This is a genomic window from Pseudomonas brassicacearum, from assembly GCF_918698105.1.
GTDB lineage: Bacteria > Pseudomonadota > Gammaproteobacteria > Pseudomonadales > Pseudomonadaceae > Aquipseudomonas > Aquipseudomonas brassicacearum_F.
On the sequence record NZ_CAKKMI010000029.1, the window covers coordinates 18516 to 34450 of the forward strand.

Genomic DNA, 15935 nt, shown 5'->3' on the forward strand with positions numbered 1-15935 from the left:
ATTGTTGCGCGCTGCTCGTTTTAGTCTGCATCCACCAACAGCGTTGGCACCGGTGTCGGCGCCAAGCGCAGGCTGATAAAAATAACAGGAGCCAGCATGGGCCAGACTCGTTTTGCCAGTGGGCGTCAATTGGATGTGATCTGCCTGGGACGCCTGGGTGTCGACCTTTACGCGCAGCAAGTCGGCGCGCGCCTGGAAGATGTTTCGAGCTTCGCCAAGTACCTGGGCGGTTCCTCTGCCAATATCGCTTTCGGCACGGCGCGATTGGGGCTCAAGTCGGCGATGCTGAGCCGGGTAGGGGACGACCACATGGGCCGCTTCCTGGTGGAGTCCTTGGCGCGCGAGGGTTGCGACGTCAGCGGCATCAAGGTCGATCCCGAGCGCCTGACGGCCATGGTCCTGCTGGGTATCAAGGACCGGGAAACCTTTCCCCTGGTGTTCTACCGGGAAAACTGCGCCGACATGGCGTTGCGCGCCGAAGACATCGACGAAAGCTTCATTGCCTTCAGCAAGGCGCTGCTGATCACCGGCACCCATTTCTCTACCGATGGCGTCTACAAGGCCAGTATCCAGGCGCTGGATTACGCACAGAAGCACAACGTCAAATGCGTGTTGGACATCGATTATCGGCCGGTGCTCTGGGGCTTGGCGGGCAAGGCCGATGGGCAAACCCGTTTTGTGGCCGACCAGAAGGTCAGCCAGCATGTGCAAGGCATCCTGCCGCGTTTCGACCTCATCGTTGGCACTGAAGAAGAATTCCTCATCGCCGGCGGCAGCGAAGACCTGCTGGGCGCCTTGCGCACCGTGCGCTCGCTGACGGCGGCGACCCTGGTGGTCAAGCTTGGCCCGCAAGGTTGCACGGTGATTCATGGCGCCATCCCGGCCCGCCTTGAAGATGGCGCCCTTTACCCAGGTGTCCGGGTCGAGGTCTTGAATGTACTGGGCGCCGGTGATGCATTCATGTCGGGGTTCCTCGCCGGTTGGCTGGAGGACGCCAGCGATGAGCGCTGCTGTCAGTTGGCCAATGCCTGCGGCGGCCTGGTGGTGTCGCGCCATGCCTGTGCCCCGGCGATGCCGACCCGGGCCGAGCTCGACTATCTATTCCAGAGCCCGGTGCCGATTACCCGCCCGGACCAGGACGCCGTGCTGCAGCGGCTGCACCAGGTCAGCGTGCCCCGCAAGACCTGGAAACAACTGTTCATCTTTGCGTTCGACCATCGCTGGCAACTGGTGGAGCTGGCCCAGAAGGGCGGCCGCGACCTGAGCAGCATCGGCGAACTCAAGCAATTGTTCATCCAGGCGGTGGAGCGGGTCGAAGCCGACCTGCAACGCCAAGGCGTCGAGGCCGACGTCGGTCTGCTGGCCGACCAGCGCTTCGGCCAGGACTCGCTGAACGCTGCCACCGGACGTGGCTGGTGGGTGGCGCGGCCGGTGGAGGTACAGAATTCGCGGCCGCTGGCGTTCGAGCATGGGCGCTCCATTGGCAGCAACCTGATCGCCTGGCCCCAGGAACAGATCATCAAGTGCCTGGTGCAATTTCACCCTGATGACGAGCCACTGCTGCGCCTGGAGCAGGAGGCGCAATTGATGGGGTTGTACAAGGCGTCCCAGGTCAGCGGCCATGAATTGCTGCTGGAAGTCATTCCGCCCAAGGATCATCCATCGCCGCACCCGGACGTGCTCTATCGCGCCCTCAAGCGCCTCTACAACCTGGGTATATATCCGGCGTGGTGGAAGATCGAAGCCCAGGGCGCGCAGGAGTGGAAACAGCTCGATGAGCTGATCCAGCAACGCGACCCGTATTGCCGTGGCGTGGTCCTGCTGGGCCTCAACGCCCCGGCCGCCGCCCTCGCCGAAGGCTTCCGCCAGGCCAGCCAGAGCACCACCTGCCGCGGTTTTGCCGTGGGCCGCACGATCTTCCAGGAACCGAGCCGGGCCTGGCTGGCCGGGGAAATCGATGACGAATCGCTGATCCGGCAGGTGCAGGGCAGGTTTGTGGAGTTGATCGAGGCGTGGCGCAGTGCCCGTGCTTGATGTACAGGGCTTTTGTGGCGAGGGAGCTTGCTCCCGCTGGACTGCGAAGCAGTCCCAAGTCAGCCACCCCGATTCGACAGGTAAACGGCATCCATAGGTTTTGCGACTGCTTCGCAGCCGAGCGGGAGCAAGCTCCCTCGCCACAGGTGATCGGTTGAACATTAGAGACAACAATAAAAGGTGCAGCCATGCCCGCTATTCGAATTGGCATCAACCCGATTTCCTGGAGCAACGACGACTTGCCATCGTTGGGCGGCGAGACGCCGTTGAGCACGGCGCTGAGCGAGGGCAAGGACATCGGTTACGAAGGTTTTGAACTCAATGGCAAATTCCCCAAGGACGCCAAGGGCGTCGGCGATGTGCTGCGGCCCTATGACCTGGCGCTGGTCTCGGGTTGGTACTCCAGCCGCCTGGCCCGGCGTTCGGCGGCTGAGGAAATCGACGCCATCGCCAGCCACGTCGAGCTGCTGGCGCAGAACGGCGCGACGGTGCTGGTGTACGGGGAAGTCGCCGATTCCATCCAGGGCCAGCGGATTGCGCTGGTCGAGCGGCCGCGTTTCCACACGGATCAAGCCTGGCAAGCCTACGCCGACAAGCTCACCGAACTGGCGCGCTTCACCTTGTCCCAAGGCGTGCGCCTGGCCTATCACCACCACATGGGCGCCTACGTTGAGTCGCCCTCGGACATCGACAAGCTGATGGCCCTGACCGGCAGCGAAGTGGGCCTGCTGTTCGACTCGGGCCACTGCTACATGGGCGGTGGCGAACCGTTGCAGGTGCTGCGCAAACACATCGAGCGGGTCTGCCATGTGCACTTCAAGGACGTGCGCAAACCGGTGGTGCAACTGGCGCGCAATAATCTGTGGAGCTTCCCCGACTGCATCATCAACGGCACCTTCACCGTGCCGGGGGACGGTGACATCGACTTCGCCGCGTTGCTCGACGTGCTGCTGGCCGCCGATTACCAAGGCTGGCTGGTGGTGGAAGCCGAGCAGGACCCGGCCGTAGCACCGAGTTATGCCTACGCCAAGAAGGGCTACGACACGCTGCGTGCCTTGCTGCAAGAAAGGAGTCCGTCATGAGCCTGTTGATCAAGAGCCATTCCAGTGGCCGGACCATGGTCCAGTTGCCGGCTGGTGAGTTGGAATACGTCGGGTTCGCCGCCTACCGCCTGAGCCTGGGCGAAACCCTGCCGGTGGCCGCCGGCGACAAGGAACTGTGCCTGGTGCTGCTCAGCGGGCGCATCAGCCTCAAGGGCGAAGCGCCGGGGCAGGGGGCCTTCGATTGGGACAACCTCGGTGATCGCCAGTCGGTGTTCGAGGACAAGTCACCCTATGCCGCTTACCTGCCGCCCGGCAGCCAGGCCCAGGTCACCGCGTTGAGCGATGTACAGATTGCCGTGTGCGCCGCGCCGGGGGCTGCGCAGAACAGTCATGGCCCACGGCTGATCCGGCCGGATAGCATGAAGCGCAGCGTGCGCGGCAAAGGCGCCAACACCCGTTATGTCTGCGACATCCTGCCCGACAGCGAGCCGGCCCATTCGCTGCTGGTGGTGGAAGTGCGCACGCCGTCGGGGCATTCCTCGAGCTACCCGCCGCACAAGCACGACACCGACGACCTGCCGCACCAGAGCTTCCTGGAGGAAACCTATTACCACCAGGTCAACCCGTCCCAAGGCTTCGTGTTCCAGCGCGTCTACACCGACGATCGCAGCATCGACCAGGCCATGGCCGTGGAGAACAGCGACCTGGTGGTGGTGCCCAAGGGGTATCACCCGGTCAGCGTGCCCTACGGGTACGAGTCGTACTACCTGAACGTCATGGCCGGCCCGAAGCGGGTCTGGCAGTTCCATAACGATCCGCAGCACAGCTGGCTGCTGGACCTCTGACTTCAACATTCCCATGGAGAACAAGAACAATGAGTGACGCCCCGGTAGTCGGCCATTACCTCAACGGTCACGTGCAGGACCGCGACAGCACGCGGTTCAGCAATGTCTTCAACCCGGCCACCGGCGCGGTGCAGGCCCGGGTGGCCCTCGCTGAACCAAGTACCGTCGACGCGGCGGTGGCCTCGGCGCTGGCGGCGTTCCCGGCCTGGTCCGAGCAATCGTCATTGCGTCGTTCGCGGGTGATGTTCAAGTTCAAGGAGCTGCTGGACCGGCACCACGACGAGCTGGCGCAGATCATCAGCCGTGAACACGGCAAGGTGCTGTCCGACGCCCACGGCGAAGTCACCCGCGGCATCGAGATCGTCGAGTACGCCTGCGGTGCGCCGAACCTGCTCAAGACCGATTTCAGCGACAACATCGGCGGCGGAATCGACAACTGGAACCTACGCCAACCCTTGGGCGTTTGCGCCGGGGTCACGCCGTTCAACTTCCCGGTGATGGTGCCGTTGTGGATGATTCCCCTGGCGCTGGTCGCCGGCAACTGCTTCATCCTCAAGCCTTCGGAGCGCGACCCGTCCGCCAGTTTGCTGATGGCCCGTTTGCTGACCGAAGCCGGCTTGCCGGACGGCGTGTTCAACGTGGTCCAGGGCGACAAGGTGGCGGTGGATGCACTGTTGCAGCACCCGGACATCGAAGCGATTTCCTTTGTCGGCTCCACGCCGATTGCCGAGTACATCCACCAGCAAGGCACGGCGCACGGCAAACGTGTGCAGGCCCTGGGTGGGGCCAAGAATCACATGATCGTCATGCCCGATGCCGACCTCGACCAGGCGGCAGATGCCTTGATCGGCGCCGCCTACGGCTCGGCCGGTGAGCGCTGCATGGCGATTTCCATCGCCGTGGCAGTGGGTGATGTGGGCGATGAATTGATTGCCAGACTGTTGCCGCGCATAGACCAACTGAAGATCGGCAACGGCCAGCAGCCCGGCATCGACATGGGGCCGCTGGTCACCGCCGAGCACAAGGCCAAGGTCGAAGGTTTCATCGATGCCGGCGTGGCCGAGGGCGCTCGGCTGATCGTCGATGGCCGTGGTTTCAAGGTGCCTGGGGCCGAGCAGGGCTTCTTTGTCGGCGCGACGCTGTTCGACCAGGTCACCGCCCAGATGAGCATCTACCAGCAGGAAATTTTCGGCCCGGTGCTGGGGATCGTTCGCGTACCGGATTTCGCCACGGCGGTGGCGCTGATCAACGCCCATGAGTTCGGTAACGGCGTGTCCTGTTTCACCCGTGACGGCGGCATTGCCCGGGCGTTTGCCCGCAGCATCAAGGTCGGCATGGTGGGTATCAACGTGCCGATTCCGGTGCCCATGGCCTGGCACTCCTTTGGCGGTTGGAAGCGTTCGCTGTTCGGCGATCACCACGCCTACGGCGAAGAAGGCCTGCGTTTCTACAGCCGCTACAAAAGCGTGATGCAACGCTGGCCCGACAGCATTGCCAAGGGGCCTGAATTCAGCATGCCGACTGCTCAATAACGCGTTTTTGAATGACTGCCGGAGGGAGAACAACAATGAACAAGCCCCTGCGTTTTGCCTTGAACCGAATGGTTGCGCCACGCCTGTCACTGCCCGCTTTCATCGACCTGGCCCTGGCGTTGAAAACCGATGCCATCGAGATCCGCAACGATCTGGAGGGCGTCGAGATCGAAGACGGCATGCCGCCGGCCCGGGTGCGTGAGTTGTGCGAGGCGCGCGACATCAAGGTGCTGTCGATCAACGCCCTGTACCCCTTTGACGTGTGGAACGAAGAGCGCCGTGCCCAGGCCGTGCGGCTGGCCGATTACGCCCGTGAGTGCGGCGCCGAGGGGCTGGTGATGTGCCCGCTCAACGACCGCGCCGACCCGCGCAGCGAGGCTGAACGCGCGGCGGGGCTGCGTACGGCCCTCAGTGAACTGGCGCCGATCCTGCGCGCCTTCGGCATCTACGGGTTCATTGAACCCCTGGGTTTCGAAGAGTGCTCGCTGCGCCGCAAGGGCACGGCGGTGGAAGCGATCAAGAGCATCGGCGGGCTGGATGTGTTCCGCTTGGTGCATGACACCTTTCACCATCATTTGGCCGGTGAACAGGAGTTCTTCCCCGAGCTGACCGGGCTGGTGCACATCTCCGGCGTCGAGGATGCCCAGGCGCCGCTGGCGACGATCCGTGACGGCCACCGGGTGCTGGTGGGCGCGGCCGACATCCTCGGCAATGCCTTGCAGATCGAGGCGCTGCGGGCCGGTGGCTACGAGGGCTACCTGTCCTTCGAGCCGTTCGCCGAGAGCGTCCATGACCTGGCCGACATTCGCCAGGCGTTGGGGGCGAGCATGAACCATCTGCAGAACCCACAGGCCTGACCCGATTCCCTGAACGCTGGAGAACCCCCTGTGGGAGCGAGCTTGCTCGCGATGACGGCGGCACACTCAACATCTGAGCTGCCTGACACACCGCTATCGCGAGCAAGCTCGCTCCCACACTTGACCGAGTTGCGTTTGAAAAGGTGCAAGCATGACCACAACACGACTGACCATGGCCCAGGCCCTGGTGAAATTCCTCGATAACCAGTACATCGAGGTCGATGGCGTCCAGAGCAAGTTCGTCGCCGGGGTCTTTACCATTTTCGGCCACGGCAACGTGCTGGGCCTGGGCCAGGCGCTGGAGCAGGACAGCGGCGACCTGGTGGTCCATCAGGGCCGTAACGAGCAAGGCATGGCCCACGCGGCCATCGGTTTTGCCAAGCAGCACCTGCGGCGCAAGATCTACGCCTGCAGCTCCTCGGTGGGCCCCGGCGCGGCGAACATGCTGACCGCCGCTGCTACCGCGACAGCCAACCGTATCCCATTGCTGCTGTTGCCCGGCGATGTCTACGCCAGTCGCCAGCCAGACCCGGTGTTGCAGCAGATCGAGCAGTTTCACGACCTGAGCATCAGCACCAACGATGCCTTCAAGGCCGTGAGCAAATACTGGGACCGCATCAACCGCCCAGAGCAATTGATGACTGCGGCGATCCATGCGATGCGCGTGCTGACCGACCCGGCCGAAACCGGCGCGGTGACCCTGGCCTTGCCCCAGGACGTGCAGGCCGAAGCCTACGATTACCCGGATTACTTCCTGCAAAAGCGGGTTCATCGCATTGAGCGTCGCCCGGCCACCGAAGCGATGCTCGGCGATGCCCTGGCGCTGCTCAAGGGCAAGCGCCAGCCGTTGATTATTTGCGGTGGCGGCGTGCGCTATGCCGGTGCCAACGCCGCGTTGCAGGCCTTCGCCGAGCGTTTCGACATCCCGTTCGCCGAGACCCAGGCCGGCAAGAGCGCGGTGGTGTCCAGTCACCCGCTTAACGTCGGTGGTATCGGTGAAACCGGTTGCCTGGCGGCAAACCTGCTGGCCAAGAAAGCCGACCTGATCATCGGTATTGGCACGCGCTACAGCGATTTCACCACCGCGTCGAAATGGTTGTTCCAGCACCCGGAGGTGCAGTTCCTCAATCTCAACATCAGCCCGTGCGATGCGTTGAAACTCGATGGCGTGCAACTGCTGGCGGACGCCCGTTCGGGGCTGGAGGCATTGTCCGCCGCGATGGGCGACTATCGCGCCGAATGGGGCGGGCAGATCGCCGATGCCAAGGCCCAGCTCGACGCGGAAGTGGACCGGATCTATCAAGCGGACTTCCAGGCCGAGGATTTTGTCCCGGAAATCAACGACCACATGGACCCGGCGGTGTTTCGCGAATTCATCGAACTCACCGGTTCTTGCCTGACCCAAAGCCGCGTACTTGGCACCCTCAACCAGACTCTGGCGGATGACGCGATCATTGTCGCCGCCGCTGGCAGCCTGCCCGGCGACTTGCAGCGCAGTTGGCGCAGCAAGGGCGTGAACACCTATCACGTCGAGTACGGTTATTCGTGCATGGGCTACGAGGTGAATGCGGCGCTGGGGGTGAAACTCGCCGAGCCCGACAAAGAGGTCTACGCGTTGGTGGGCGATGGCTCCTACATGATGCTGCACTCGGAGCTGGCGACCTCAATCCAGGAACGTCGCAAGATCAATGTGGTGCTGCTGGACAACATGACCTTCGGTTGCATCAACAACCTGCAAATGGAACACGGCATGGACAGCTTCGGCACCGAGTTCCGCTTTCGCAACCCCGAGACGGGCAAGCTCGACGGCGGTTTCGTGCCGGTGGATTTTGCCATGAGTGCCGCGGCCTATGGCTGCAAGACCTACAAGGTCAAGACCCTCGACGAACTGCACACGGCCCTGGCCGATGCGCGGCGCCAGAGCGTCTCGACGCTGATCGACATCAAGGTCCTGCCCAAGACCATGATCCACAAATACCTGTCGTGGTGGCGGGTCGGCGTGGCGCAAGTGTCCACCAGCGCCCGCACCGATGCGGTCGCCAAGACCCTCAACGAACGACTGGCCAAGGCCCGTCAATACTGATTGCCCCAACCCTACGAAAGGAGTTTTTCATGTCTTTGAAGCTGGGCGTCATCGGCACCGGGGCCATTGGCCAGGACCATATCCGTCGTTGCAGCCAGACCTTGCTCAACAGCCAGGTGGTGGCGGTGACCGACATCAACTTGCAACAAGCGGCCAAGGTCGTTGCCGATCTCAAGCTGACCGCCGAGGTCTACCCCGACGGTCACGCCTTGATCAAGGCGCCGGAAGTGGAGGCGATCCTCGTCACCTCCTGGGGCCCGAGCCATGAAGCGTTCGTGCTGGCGGCGATTGCGGCGGGCAAGCCGGTGTTTTGTGAAAAACCCCTGGCGGTCACGGCCGCAGGTTGCCGCAAGATCGTCGAGGCCGAAATCGCCCACGGCAAGCGCCTGGTGCAGGTCGGTTTCATGCGTCCGTACGATGAAGGTTATCGGGCACTGAAAGCGGTGATCGACAGTGGCCAGATCGGCGAACCGCTGATGCTGCACTGCGCCCACCGCAACCCGAGCGTGGGCGAAAACTACAAGACTGACATGGCGATCACCGACACCTTGATCCATGAGCTGGATGTGTTGCGCTGGCTGCTGGCCGATGACTACGTGTCGGTGCAGGTGGTGTTCCCACGCAAGACCAGCAAGGCCCTGGCCCATCTGCGCGACCCGCAGATCGTCCTGCTGGAAACCGCCCGGGGCACGCGCATCGACGTCGAAGTGTTCGTCAACTGCCAATACGGCTACGACATCCAGTGCGAAGTGGTGGGGGAGACCGGCATCGCCAAGCTGCCGGAGCCGTCCCAGGTGCAATTGCGCAGTGGCGCGAAACTGTCGAATGCGATCCTGATGGACTGGAAGGACCGCTTCATCGCGGCGTACGACGTCGAATTGCAGGCCTTCATCGACGGCGTGCGCGCCGGGCAAGTGGGTGGGCCGTCGGCCTGGGATGGTTTTGCCGCTGCCGTGGCGGCGGATGCCTGTGTCCAAGCGCAAGAGAGTGGGCAGATCGTCAAGGTCGAATTGCCCGAGCGCCCGCGTTTCTACGGTTAAATGCATTCCCCCTGTGGGAGCGAGCCTGCTCGCGATGGCGGTGGGTCAGTCGACATCAATGCTGGAGGGGCCGACGCTATCGCGAGCAGGCTCGCTCCCACAGGGGATCTGTGGTGCGCAGAGTTCCCGCAGTCACCCTAGAACAAACTGTGGGAGCCGAGCTTGCTCGCGATAGCGGTGGGTCAGTCGACATGATACTGGCAGGCCCGCCGTCTTCGCGAGCAAGCTCGGCTCCCACAGGGATTGCATTCATTCAGTGACAAACAAGGAGCTTTCATGCGAATCGGACTAGTGGGCTACGGCAAGGGCGGGCGGTTTTTTCATGCGCCGTTGATCAGCAGTCTGCCCGGGGCGACGTTCGTCGGCGTGGTGACCCGGTCTGCCGAGCGACGCCAGCAACTGGCGAGTGATTATCCCCACGTCCAAGCCTTCGACTCCCTCGAACAACTGGTCGCAACGGGCGTTGACGCGGTGGTGGTGTCCACGCCGCTGGACGGTCGCCCGGCGGTGGTGATGCAAGCCATCGACCTCGGCGTGGCGGTGGTCAGCGACAAGCCTTTTGCCTGGGATGCCGCACAGGCCGAGGCGATGGTGATGGCCGCCGAACAACACAACGTGCCGTTGAGCGTGTACCAGAACCGTCGCTGGGATTCGGATTTCCTGACCCTGCGCAAGCTGCTGGCGTCCGGCGCCCTGGGGCAGGTCATTCGTTTTGAATCCAGCGTCGAGCGCTATTCGCCGACTTCGGTCGGCAAAGGCAGCGGTGGCGGGTTCCTGCGCGACTTGGGCAGCCACCTGGTGGACCAGGCGCTGCAACTGTTCGGACCGGTGGAGCGGGTCTACGCCGAACTGGACTACCGCCAGCCCGACCAGGTGTTCGACAACGGCTTCTTCATGTCCTTGACCCATGCCGGCGGCGTGGTTTCCCACTTGAGCGGCAACTGTGTGCAAAACGCAGCGCGTCCGCGCTTTCGGGTCAGCGGCACCCAGGGTTGCTACACCGTCGAAGGCTTGGATGGACAGGAGGCCCAGGCGTTGGCCGGGTTGAGCCCGGCGACCGAGGGTGAACGCTGGGGGGCAGAAGAGCATCGGCGCTGGGGCTGGTTCGAACACGGCACCGAGCGCGAGCGGGTGACCTCGGAGCGCGGCTGCTGGCTGGCATTCTACCAACACCTGCAAACCGCGTTGCAGGGCACTGGCCCGCTGCCGGTGGCGGCCCGTGACGCACTGGCGACCACGCGCATCCTTGATGCTGCCAGGCAGAGTGCCGAGCGGGGCGAAGTGGTGGTTTTGGCCGCGCCTATCGGCCATGGAATAAAAAACGATTAAAATTCTAAAATGAGTTGATATGGAAAATATTTTCCAATAAAGTCGATTCCAGGTTACCGACAATCCTGTCTGTCTCCCGCCAAGCCAGCCTTGAACGGATGCCGGACGAAACAAAAACAAGAAACACAGCTAGGTACCGTCGATGAAAACCTTCAGCCGCTCTGCGTTTCACTTGCCACATCTGCTGCGCCTGTCCGCAGTCCTCCCCCTGTTCGAATCCCTGTGTATCCAGCGTAAGGGCGCCGTGGTGTGTTGCATGCCCGGCGCGCCCATCGTGCCCTTGCCCCGTTCCTGATCCGTCACGCCTTATCCATAAAACCAACAAAAAAGTGGAGAAAGACCGTTCATGAAGACCAAGACCCGTATTGCTTCGCTGGCCCTGTCGTTGATGCTCACCAGCGGCGCAGCCCTGGCGGACCTGAAGATCGGCGTCAGCATGTCCCAGTTCGATGACACCTGGTTGACTTACCTGCGCGAATCCATGGACAAGAAAGCCAAGTCCCTGCCAGACGGCGTCACGCTGCAGTTCGAAGACGCGCGCAGTGATGTGGTCAAGCAACTGAGCCAGGTGGAAAGCTTCATCAGCCAGAAGGTCGACGCGCTCATCGTCAACCCGGTGGACACCGCCGCGACCCAGCGCATCACCAAGGCCGCCGTGGCCGCCGGTATCCCACTGGTGTACGTCAACCGCCGTCCGGATGATCCGAAGTTGCCAGCAGGTGTGGTCACCGTGGCCTCCGATGACCTGGAAGCCGGGCGCATGCAGATGCAATACCTGGCCGACAAGATGGGCGGCAAAGGCGACATCGTGATCCTGCTGGGTGACCTGGCCAACAACTCCACTACCAACCGCACCAAGGGCGTCAAGGAAGTGCTGGCCAAATACCCTGACATCAAGATCGAGCAGGAGCAGACGGGCACTTGGTCCCGGGACAAGGGCATGACCCTGGTCAACGACTGGCTGACCCAGGGCCGCGATTTCAATGCCGTGGTGTCCAACAACGACGAGATGGCCATCGGCGCCGCCATGGCCCTCAAGCAAGCGGGCACCAAGAAGGGCAGCGTATTGATTGCCGGGGTCGATGGCACACCGGACGGCTTGAACGCCATCAAGAAAGGCGACATGGCCGTCTCGGTATTCCAGGACGCCAAGGGCCAGGCCGATGGCTCGATCGACACGGCCGTGAAAATGGTCAAGAAACAAACGGTCGAACAGTCCGTCTGGGTGCCTTACCGCCTGATCACGCCGGAAAATGTCGATCAGTTCAAATGACGTTTGACGCACCGGTCCCACCACAACAATAAACAGGCAAGGTTGCAACGCCGACCTTGCCGAGGGAGTACCTGATCATGTTCGCTTCAGCGACTGCTTCGAGCGCCCCGGCGATGGCTTTCCGGCCGGACGTAATACCTGATGAACCGTATCTGCTGGAAGTCGTCAATGTCAGCAAAGGCTTTCCCGGCGTGGTGGCCCTGTCCGATGTACAACTGCGGGTACGCCCCGGTTCCGTGCTGGCCCTGATGGGCGAGAATGGCGCGGGCAAATCCACCTTGATGAAAATCATCGCCGGCATCTACCAGCCGGACGCTGGCGAACTGCGCCTGCGCGGCAAGCCGGTGACGTTCGACACGCCGCTGGCGGCCTTGCAGGCCGGCATCGCGATGATCCATCAGGAACTGAACCTGATGCCCCACATGAGCATCGCCGAAAACATCTGGATCGGCCGCGAACAGCTCAACGGCCTGCACATGGTCGACCATGGCGAGATGCATCGCTGCACCGCCCGGCTGCTGGAGCGCCTGCGCATCAAGCTTGACCCCGAGGAGCAGGTGGGCAACCTGAGCATCGCCGAGCGGCAGATGGTGGAGATTGCCAAGGCCGTATCCTACGACTCCGACATCCTGATCATGGACGAGCCGACCTCGGCCATCACCGAGACCGAAGTCGCCCACCTGTTCTCGATCATTGCCGACCTCAAGTCCCAAGGGAAAGGCATCATCTACATCACCCACAAAATGAACGAGGTGTTTGCCATCGCCGATGAAGTGGCGGTGTTTCGCGACGGCGCCTACATCGGCCTGCAACGGGCCGACAGCCTGGACGGTGACAGCCTGATTTCGATGATGGTCGGGCGCGAACTGAGCCAGTTGTTCCCGGTGCGGGAGCAACCTATCGGCGATTTGGTGCTGTCGGTGCGCGACCTGAGCCTGGACGGCATCTTCAAAGGCGTGTCCTTCGACCTGCATGCCGGGGAAATCCTGGGCATCGCCGGGCTGATGGGCTCGGGTCGGACCAACGTCGCCGAGGCGATTTTCGGCGTGACCCCCAGTACCGGCGGCGAAATCCGGCTGGATGGCCAACCGGTGCGCATCAGCGACCCGCACATGGCCATCGAGAAAGGCTTCGCGCTGTTGACCGAGGACCGCAAGCTCAGTGGCCTGTTCCCGTGCCTGTCGGTGCTGGAAAACATGGAGATGGCCGTGCTGCCCCATTACGTGGGCAACGGCTTCATCCAGCAGAAAGCCCTGCGCGCGCTGTGTGAGGACATGTGCAAGAAGCTGCGGGTCAAGACCCCGTCGCTGGAACAGTGCATCGACACCTTGTCCGGTGGTAACCAGCAAAAAGCACTGTTGGCGCGCTGGCTGATGACCAACCCGCGCATCCTGATCCTCGACGAGCCGACCCGTGGCATCGATGTCGGTGCCAAGGCCGAGATCTACCGGCTGATTGCCTACCTCGCCAGCGAAGGCATGGCAGTGATCATGATTTCCTCGGAACTGCCGGAAGTCCTGGGCATGAGCGACCGGGTCATGGTGATGCACGAAGGCGACCTGATGGGAATCCTCGACCGCAGCGAAGCGACCCAGGAACGAGTCATGCAATTGGCCTCGGGCCTGTCCTGATGCCCGTCAGCCCAGATAAACAAGGTGAACGGTTATGAACGCGATACTGGAAAACAAACCCGCGGCCGCACCGGCCCGGGCGCGCCGGCGACTGCCGACGGAACTGAGTATATTCCTGGTGCTGATCGGCATCGGCCTGGTCTTCGAGATGTTCGGCTGGATCATGCGCGACCAGAGTTTCCTGATGAACTCCCAGCGCCTGGTGCTGATGATCCTGCAAGTGTCGATCATCGGCCTGCTGGCCATCGGCGTGACCCAAGTGATCATCACCACGGGTATCGACCTGTCGTCCGGCTCGGTGCTGGCGCTGTCGGCGATGATTGCCGCCAGCCTGGCCCAGACGTCTGATTTCGCCCGGGCGGTGTTTCCCTCCTTGACGGACTTGCCGGTGTGGATCCCGGTGGTAGCGGGGCTCGGCGTAGGGCTGCTGGCCGGGGCGATCAACGGCAGCATCATTGCCATCACCGGCATCCCTCCCTTTATTGCCACCCTTGGCATGATGGTGTCGGCCCGTGGCCTGGCACGCTACTACACCGAAGGTCAGCCGGTGAGCATGTTGTCCGATTCCTACACCGCCATCGGCCATGGCGCGATGCCGGTGATCATCTTCCTGGTGGTGGCGGTGATCTTCCACATCGCCCTGCGCTACACCAAGTACGGCAAGTACACCTACGCCATCGGCGGCAACATGCAGGCGGCGCGCACCTCAGGCATCAACGTCAAGCGCCACCTGGTGATCGTCTACAGCATCGCCGGGTTGCTGGCCGGGTTGGCCGGCGTGGTGGCCTCGGCGCGGGCGGCGACGGGGCAGGCGGGCATGGGCATGTCCTATGAGCTGGACGCGATTGCCGCGGCCGTGATCGGCGGCACCAGCCTGGCGGGCGGGGTGGGGCGCATCACCGGCACCGTGATCGGGGCGCTGATCCTTGGGGTGATGGCCAGCGGCTTCACCTTTGTCGGGGTCGATGCCTACATCCAGGACATCATCAAAGGGCTGATCATCGTGGTGGCGGTGGTCATCGACCAGTATCGCAACAAGCGCAAACTCAAGCGCTGAGCCCCGGAAGTTGCGACAAAGCGCCACGCCTGACCCGCGTGGCGTTGCCATTTGTCTTCTTAATACAGCTATTGCACCGAATTTCTTGTTATAAACGCACTCCGATGACTGCCAAAAGCCTGTCAGAGAACATTTGAAGGGGTTGTCGGACATTTTCCCTATGTTTTCAGTTGCTGAGGCCTCGACTCGGCCTTAGACTGCCGCCCCTCGTAAATTGAGTGCCGGGTGGCGCTTGGAATCGACGGCGCCTTCCTGATGAGCGCGGCAGCTGCGCTGCGGGACGCTCCATAATTCGCCTTAATGCACGTTTTTTTATAGAGATATCAATGACAAAGGAAAAGTTGCTGGCCATGCCGGCGGATGACTACATGAATGCCGAGCAGCTGGCTTTCTTCACCAAGCTGTTGCAGAACATGAAAGTCGAAACCCACGAGCGCATCGAACAGAACCGAATCGCCATTGAGAGCCTGGACACCCCGGCAGACCCGGCGGACGCTGCTTCCGTAGAAGAAGAGCGTACCTGGCTGGTCAACGCCATCGATCGCGACCAGCGCATGCTGCCTCAGTTGGAGCAGGCCCTGGACCGCATCAACGACGACAGCTTCGGCTGGTGCGACGACAGCGGCGAGCCGATCGGCCTCAAGCGCCTGCTGATCAGCCCGACCACCAAGTACTGCATCGAAGCCCAGGAACGTCACGAACAGATCGACAAGCACCAGCGTCAGGCCTGATTCGGGTTTTCCAAAAAAGATCGCGACCTTTTGACGAAGGCCGCGATCTTTTGCTTTCGCCCGTGCTCGTTCGTCTACTCCCGTTGATCTGCTGCAAGAACGCGACTAATGGACCATGGATAATGGCTCTGTAGTGGCGTTTAATGCGGTTATAACAACGAGAATGTGGGTGACGAACATGGCGACAGACGGAACGCTGACGGGTGCGGTGCCGGCCTCGGTACCTCAGACAAAAAGCACGGCGCGCTGGCTGACGCCGACCTTGCAGAGTCTCGCCCTGGCATTGCTGTTGTGCGGCATGGCCCTGGGCGGCTGGTCGTTGTACCTGGGCCTGCCGCTGGTCATGCTCATCGTCTGGTTGCCGCGCCTGCGTTCGCGCGTGGCCGCGGCGCCCACGCCCGCGACCGACACGCTGGCCGAACTGACCCGCGACCTGTCCTACACCACCAGCCATAACGCGCTGTCAGCGGCCGGTGTCGC

12 protein-coding genes are annotated in these 15935 nt (G+C 62.5%); all 12 read left to right on the plus strand.

The features are described 5' to 3' along the window. Window positions 1-96 precede the first annotated feature (96 nt). Window positions 97-2034: a bifunctional 5-dehydro-2-deoxygluconokinase/5-dehydro-2-deoxyphosphogluconate aldolase gene (locus LQ215_RS13705; protein WP_230150506.1), complete on the plus strand. Its 1938-nt coding sequence runs from the start codon at window positions 97-99 to the stop codon at window positions 2032-2034. A gap of 188 nt (window positions 2035-2222) precedes the next feature. Next, window positions 2223-3116 carry a myo-inosose-2 dehydratase gene (iolE, locus tag LQ215_RS13710; RefSeq protein ID WP_230150508.1) on the plus strand — a complete coding sequence of 298 codons (894 nt, stop codon included), beginning with the start codon at window positions 2223-2225 and terminating at the stop codon, window positions 3114-3116. Beyond that, window positions 3113-3922, plus strand: coding sequence for a 5-deoxy-glucuronate isomerase (iolB, locus tag LQ215_RS13715; RefSeq protein ID WP_013693594.1), 810 nt, complete (start codon window positions 3113-3115; stop codon window positions 3920-3922). Before iolE ends, iolB begins: the two co-directional genes overlap by 4 nt. 29 nt (window positions 3923-3951) lie before the next feature. After that, a complete protein-coding gene (locus LQ215_RS13720; RefSeq protein ID WP_230150510.1) occupies window positions 3952-5454 on the plus strand; it encodes a CoA-acylating methylmalonate-semialdehyde dehydrogenase in 1503 nt (500 codons plus the stop codon). A 35-nt stretch (window positions 5455-5489) separates the two neighbouring features. After that, window positions 5490-6311: a TIM barrel protein gene (locus LQ215_RS13725; RefSeq protein WP_230150512.1), complete on the plus strand. Its 822-nt coding sequence runs from the start codon at window positions 5490-5492 to the stop codon at window positions 6309-6311. A gap of 151 nt (window positions 6312-6462) precedes the next feature. Then, window positions 6463-8394, plus strand: coding sequence for a 3D-(3,5/4)-trihydroxycyclohexane-1,2-dione acylhydrolase (decyclizing) (gene iolD / locus LQ215_RS13730; protein WP_230150513.1), 1932 nt, complete (start codon window positions 6463-6465; stop codon window positions 8392-8394). Window positions 8395-8423: 29 nt separating this feature from the next. Further along, window positions 8424-9434 carry a Gfo/Idh/MocA family protein gene (locus LQ215_RS13735; RefSeq protein ID WP_230150515.1) on the plus strand — a complete coding sequence of 337 codons (1011 nt, stop codon included), beginning with the start codon at window positions 8424-8426 and terminating at the stop codon, window positions 9432-9434. A 276-nt stretch (window positions 9435-9710) separates the two neighbouring features. Continuing rightward, window positions 9711-10763: a Gfo/Idh/MocA family protein gene (locus tag LQ215_RS13740; RefSeq protein ID WP_230150517.1), complete on the plus strand. Its 1053-nt coding sequence runs from the start codon at window positions 9711-9713 to the stop codon at window positions 10761-10763. Window positions 10764-11109: 346 nt separating this feature from the next. Further along, complete coding sequence (locus LQ215_RS13745; RefSeq protein WP_230150519.1) at window positions 11110-12036, plus strand: sugar ABC transporter substrate-binding protein; 927 nt, start codon at window positions 11110-11112, stop codon at window positions 12034-12036. 77 nt (window positions 12037-12113) lie between these two features. Continuing rightward, entirely contained in the window at window positions 12114-13667 is a 1554-nt protein-coding gene (locus LQ215_RS13750; RefSeq protein WP_230150521.1) for a sugar ABC transporter ATP-binding protein, read from the plus strand. 34 nt (window positions 13668-13701) lie between these two features. After that, window positions 13702-14724, plus strand: a complete 1023-nt coding sequence (locus LQ215_RS13755) for an ABC transporter permease (protein ID WP_057451073.1) — start codon at window positions 13702-13704, stop codon at window positions 14722-14724. Between the two features lie 326 nt (window positions 14725-15050). Further along, window positions 15051-15455 (plus strand): TraR/DksA family transcriptional regulator, encoded by a 405-nt coding sequence (locus LQ215_RS13760; RefSeq protein WP_003202859.1) that lies wholly within the window; start codon window positions 15051-15053, stop codon window positions 15453-15455. Window positions 15456-15935: the final 480 nt, after the last annotated feature.

Excerpts from the sequence above, each read along its gene's own strand:
- LQ215_RS13705 (WP_230150506.1), top strand. The coding sequence starts at position 97 with ATGGGCCAGACTCGTTTTGCCAGTGGGCGTCAATTGGATGTGATCTGC.
- iolB (WP_013693594.1), top strand. The coding sequence starts at position 3,113 with ATGAGCCTGTTGATCAAGAGCCATTCCAGTGGCCGGACCATGGTCCAG.
- LQ215_RS13740 (WP_230150517.1), top strand. The coding sequence starts at position 9,711 with ATGCGAATCGGACTAGTGGGCTACGGCAAGGGCGGGCGGTTTTTTCAT.
- LQ215_RS13760 (WP_003202859.1), top strand. The coding sequence starts at position 15,051 with ATGACAAAGGAAAAGTTGCTGGCCATGCCGGCGGATGACTACATGAAT.
- LQ215_RS13725 (WP_230150512.1), top strand. The coding sequence starts at position 5,490 with ATGAACAAGCCCCTGCGTTTTGCCTTGAACCGAATGGTTGCGCCACGC.
- iolE (WP_230150508.1), top strand. The coding sequence starts at position 2,223 with ATGCCCGCTATTCGAATTGGCATCAACCCGATTTCCTGGAGCAACGAC.
- LQ215_RS13720 (WP_230150510.1), top strand. The coding sequence starts at position 3,952 with ATGAGTGACGCCCCGGTAGTCGGCCATTACCTCAACGGTCACGTGCAG.
- iolD (WP_230150513.1), top strand. The coding sequence starts at position 6,463 with ATGACCACAACACGACTGACCATGGCCCAGGCCCTGGTGAAATTCCTC.
- LQ215_RS13755 (WP_057451073.1), top strand. The coding sequence starts at position 13,702 with ATGAACGCGATACTGGAAAACAAACCCGCGGCCGCACCGGCCCGGGCG.
- LQ215_RS13750 (WP_230150521.1), top strand. The coding sequence starts at position 12,114 with ATGTTCGCTTCAGCGACTGCTTCGAGCGCCCCGGCGATGGCTTTCCGG.
- LQ215_RS13745 (WP_230150519.1), top strand. The coding sequence starts at position 11,110 with ATGAAGACCAAGACCCGTATTGCTTCGCTGGCCCTGTCGTTGATGCTC.
- LQ215_RS13735 (WP_230150515.1), top strand. The coding sequence starts at position 8,424 with ATGTCTTTGAAGCTGGGCGTCATCGGCACCGGGGCCATTGGCCAGGAC.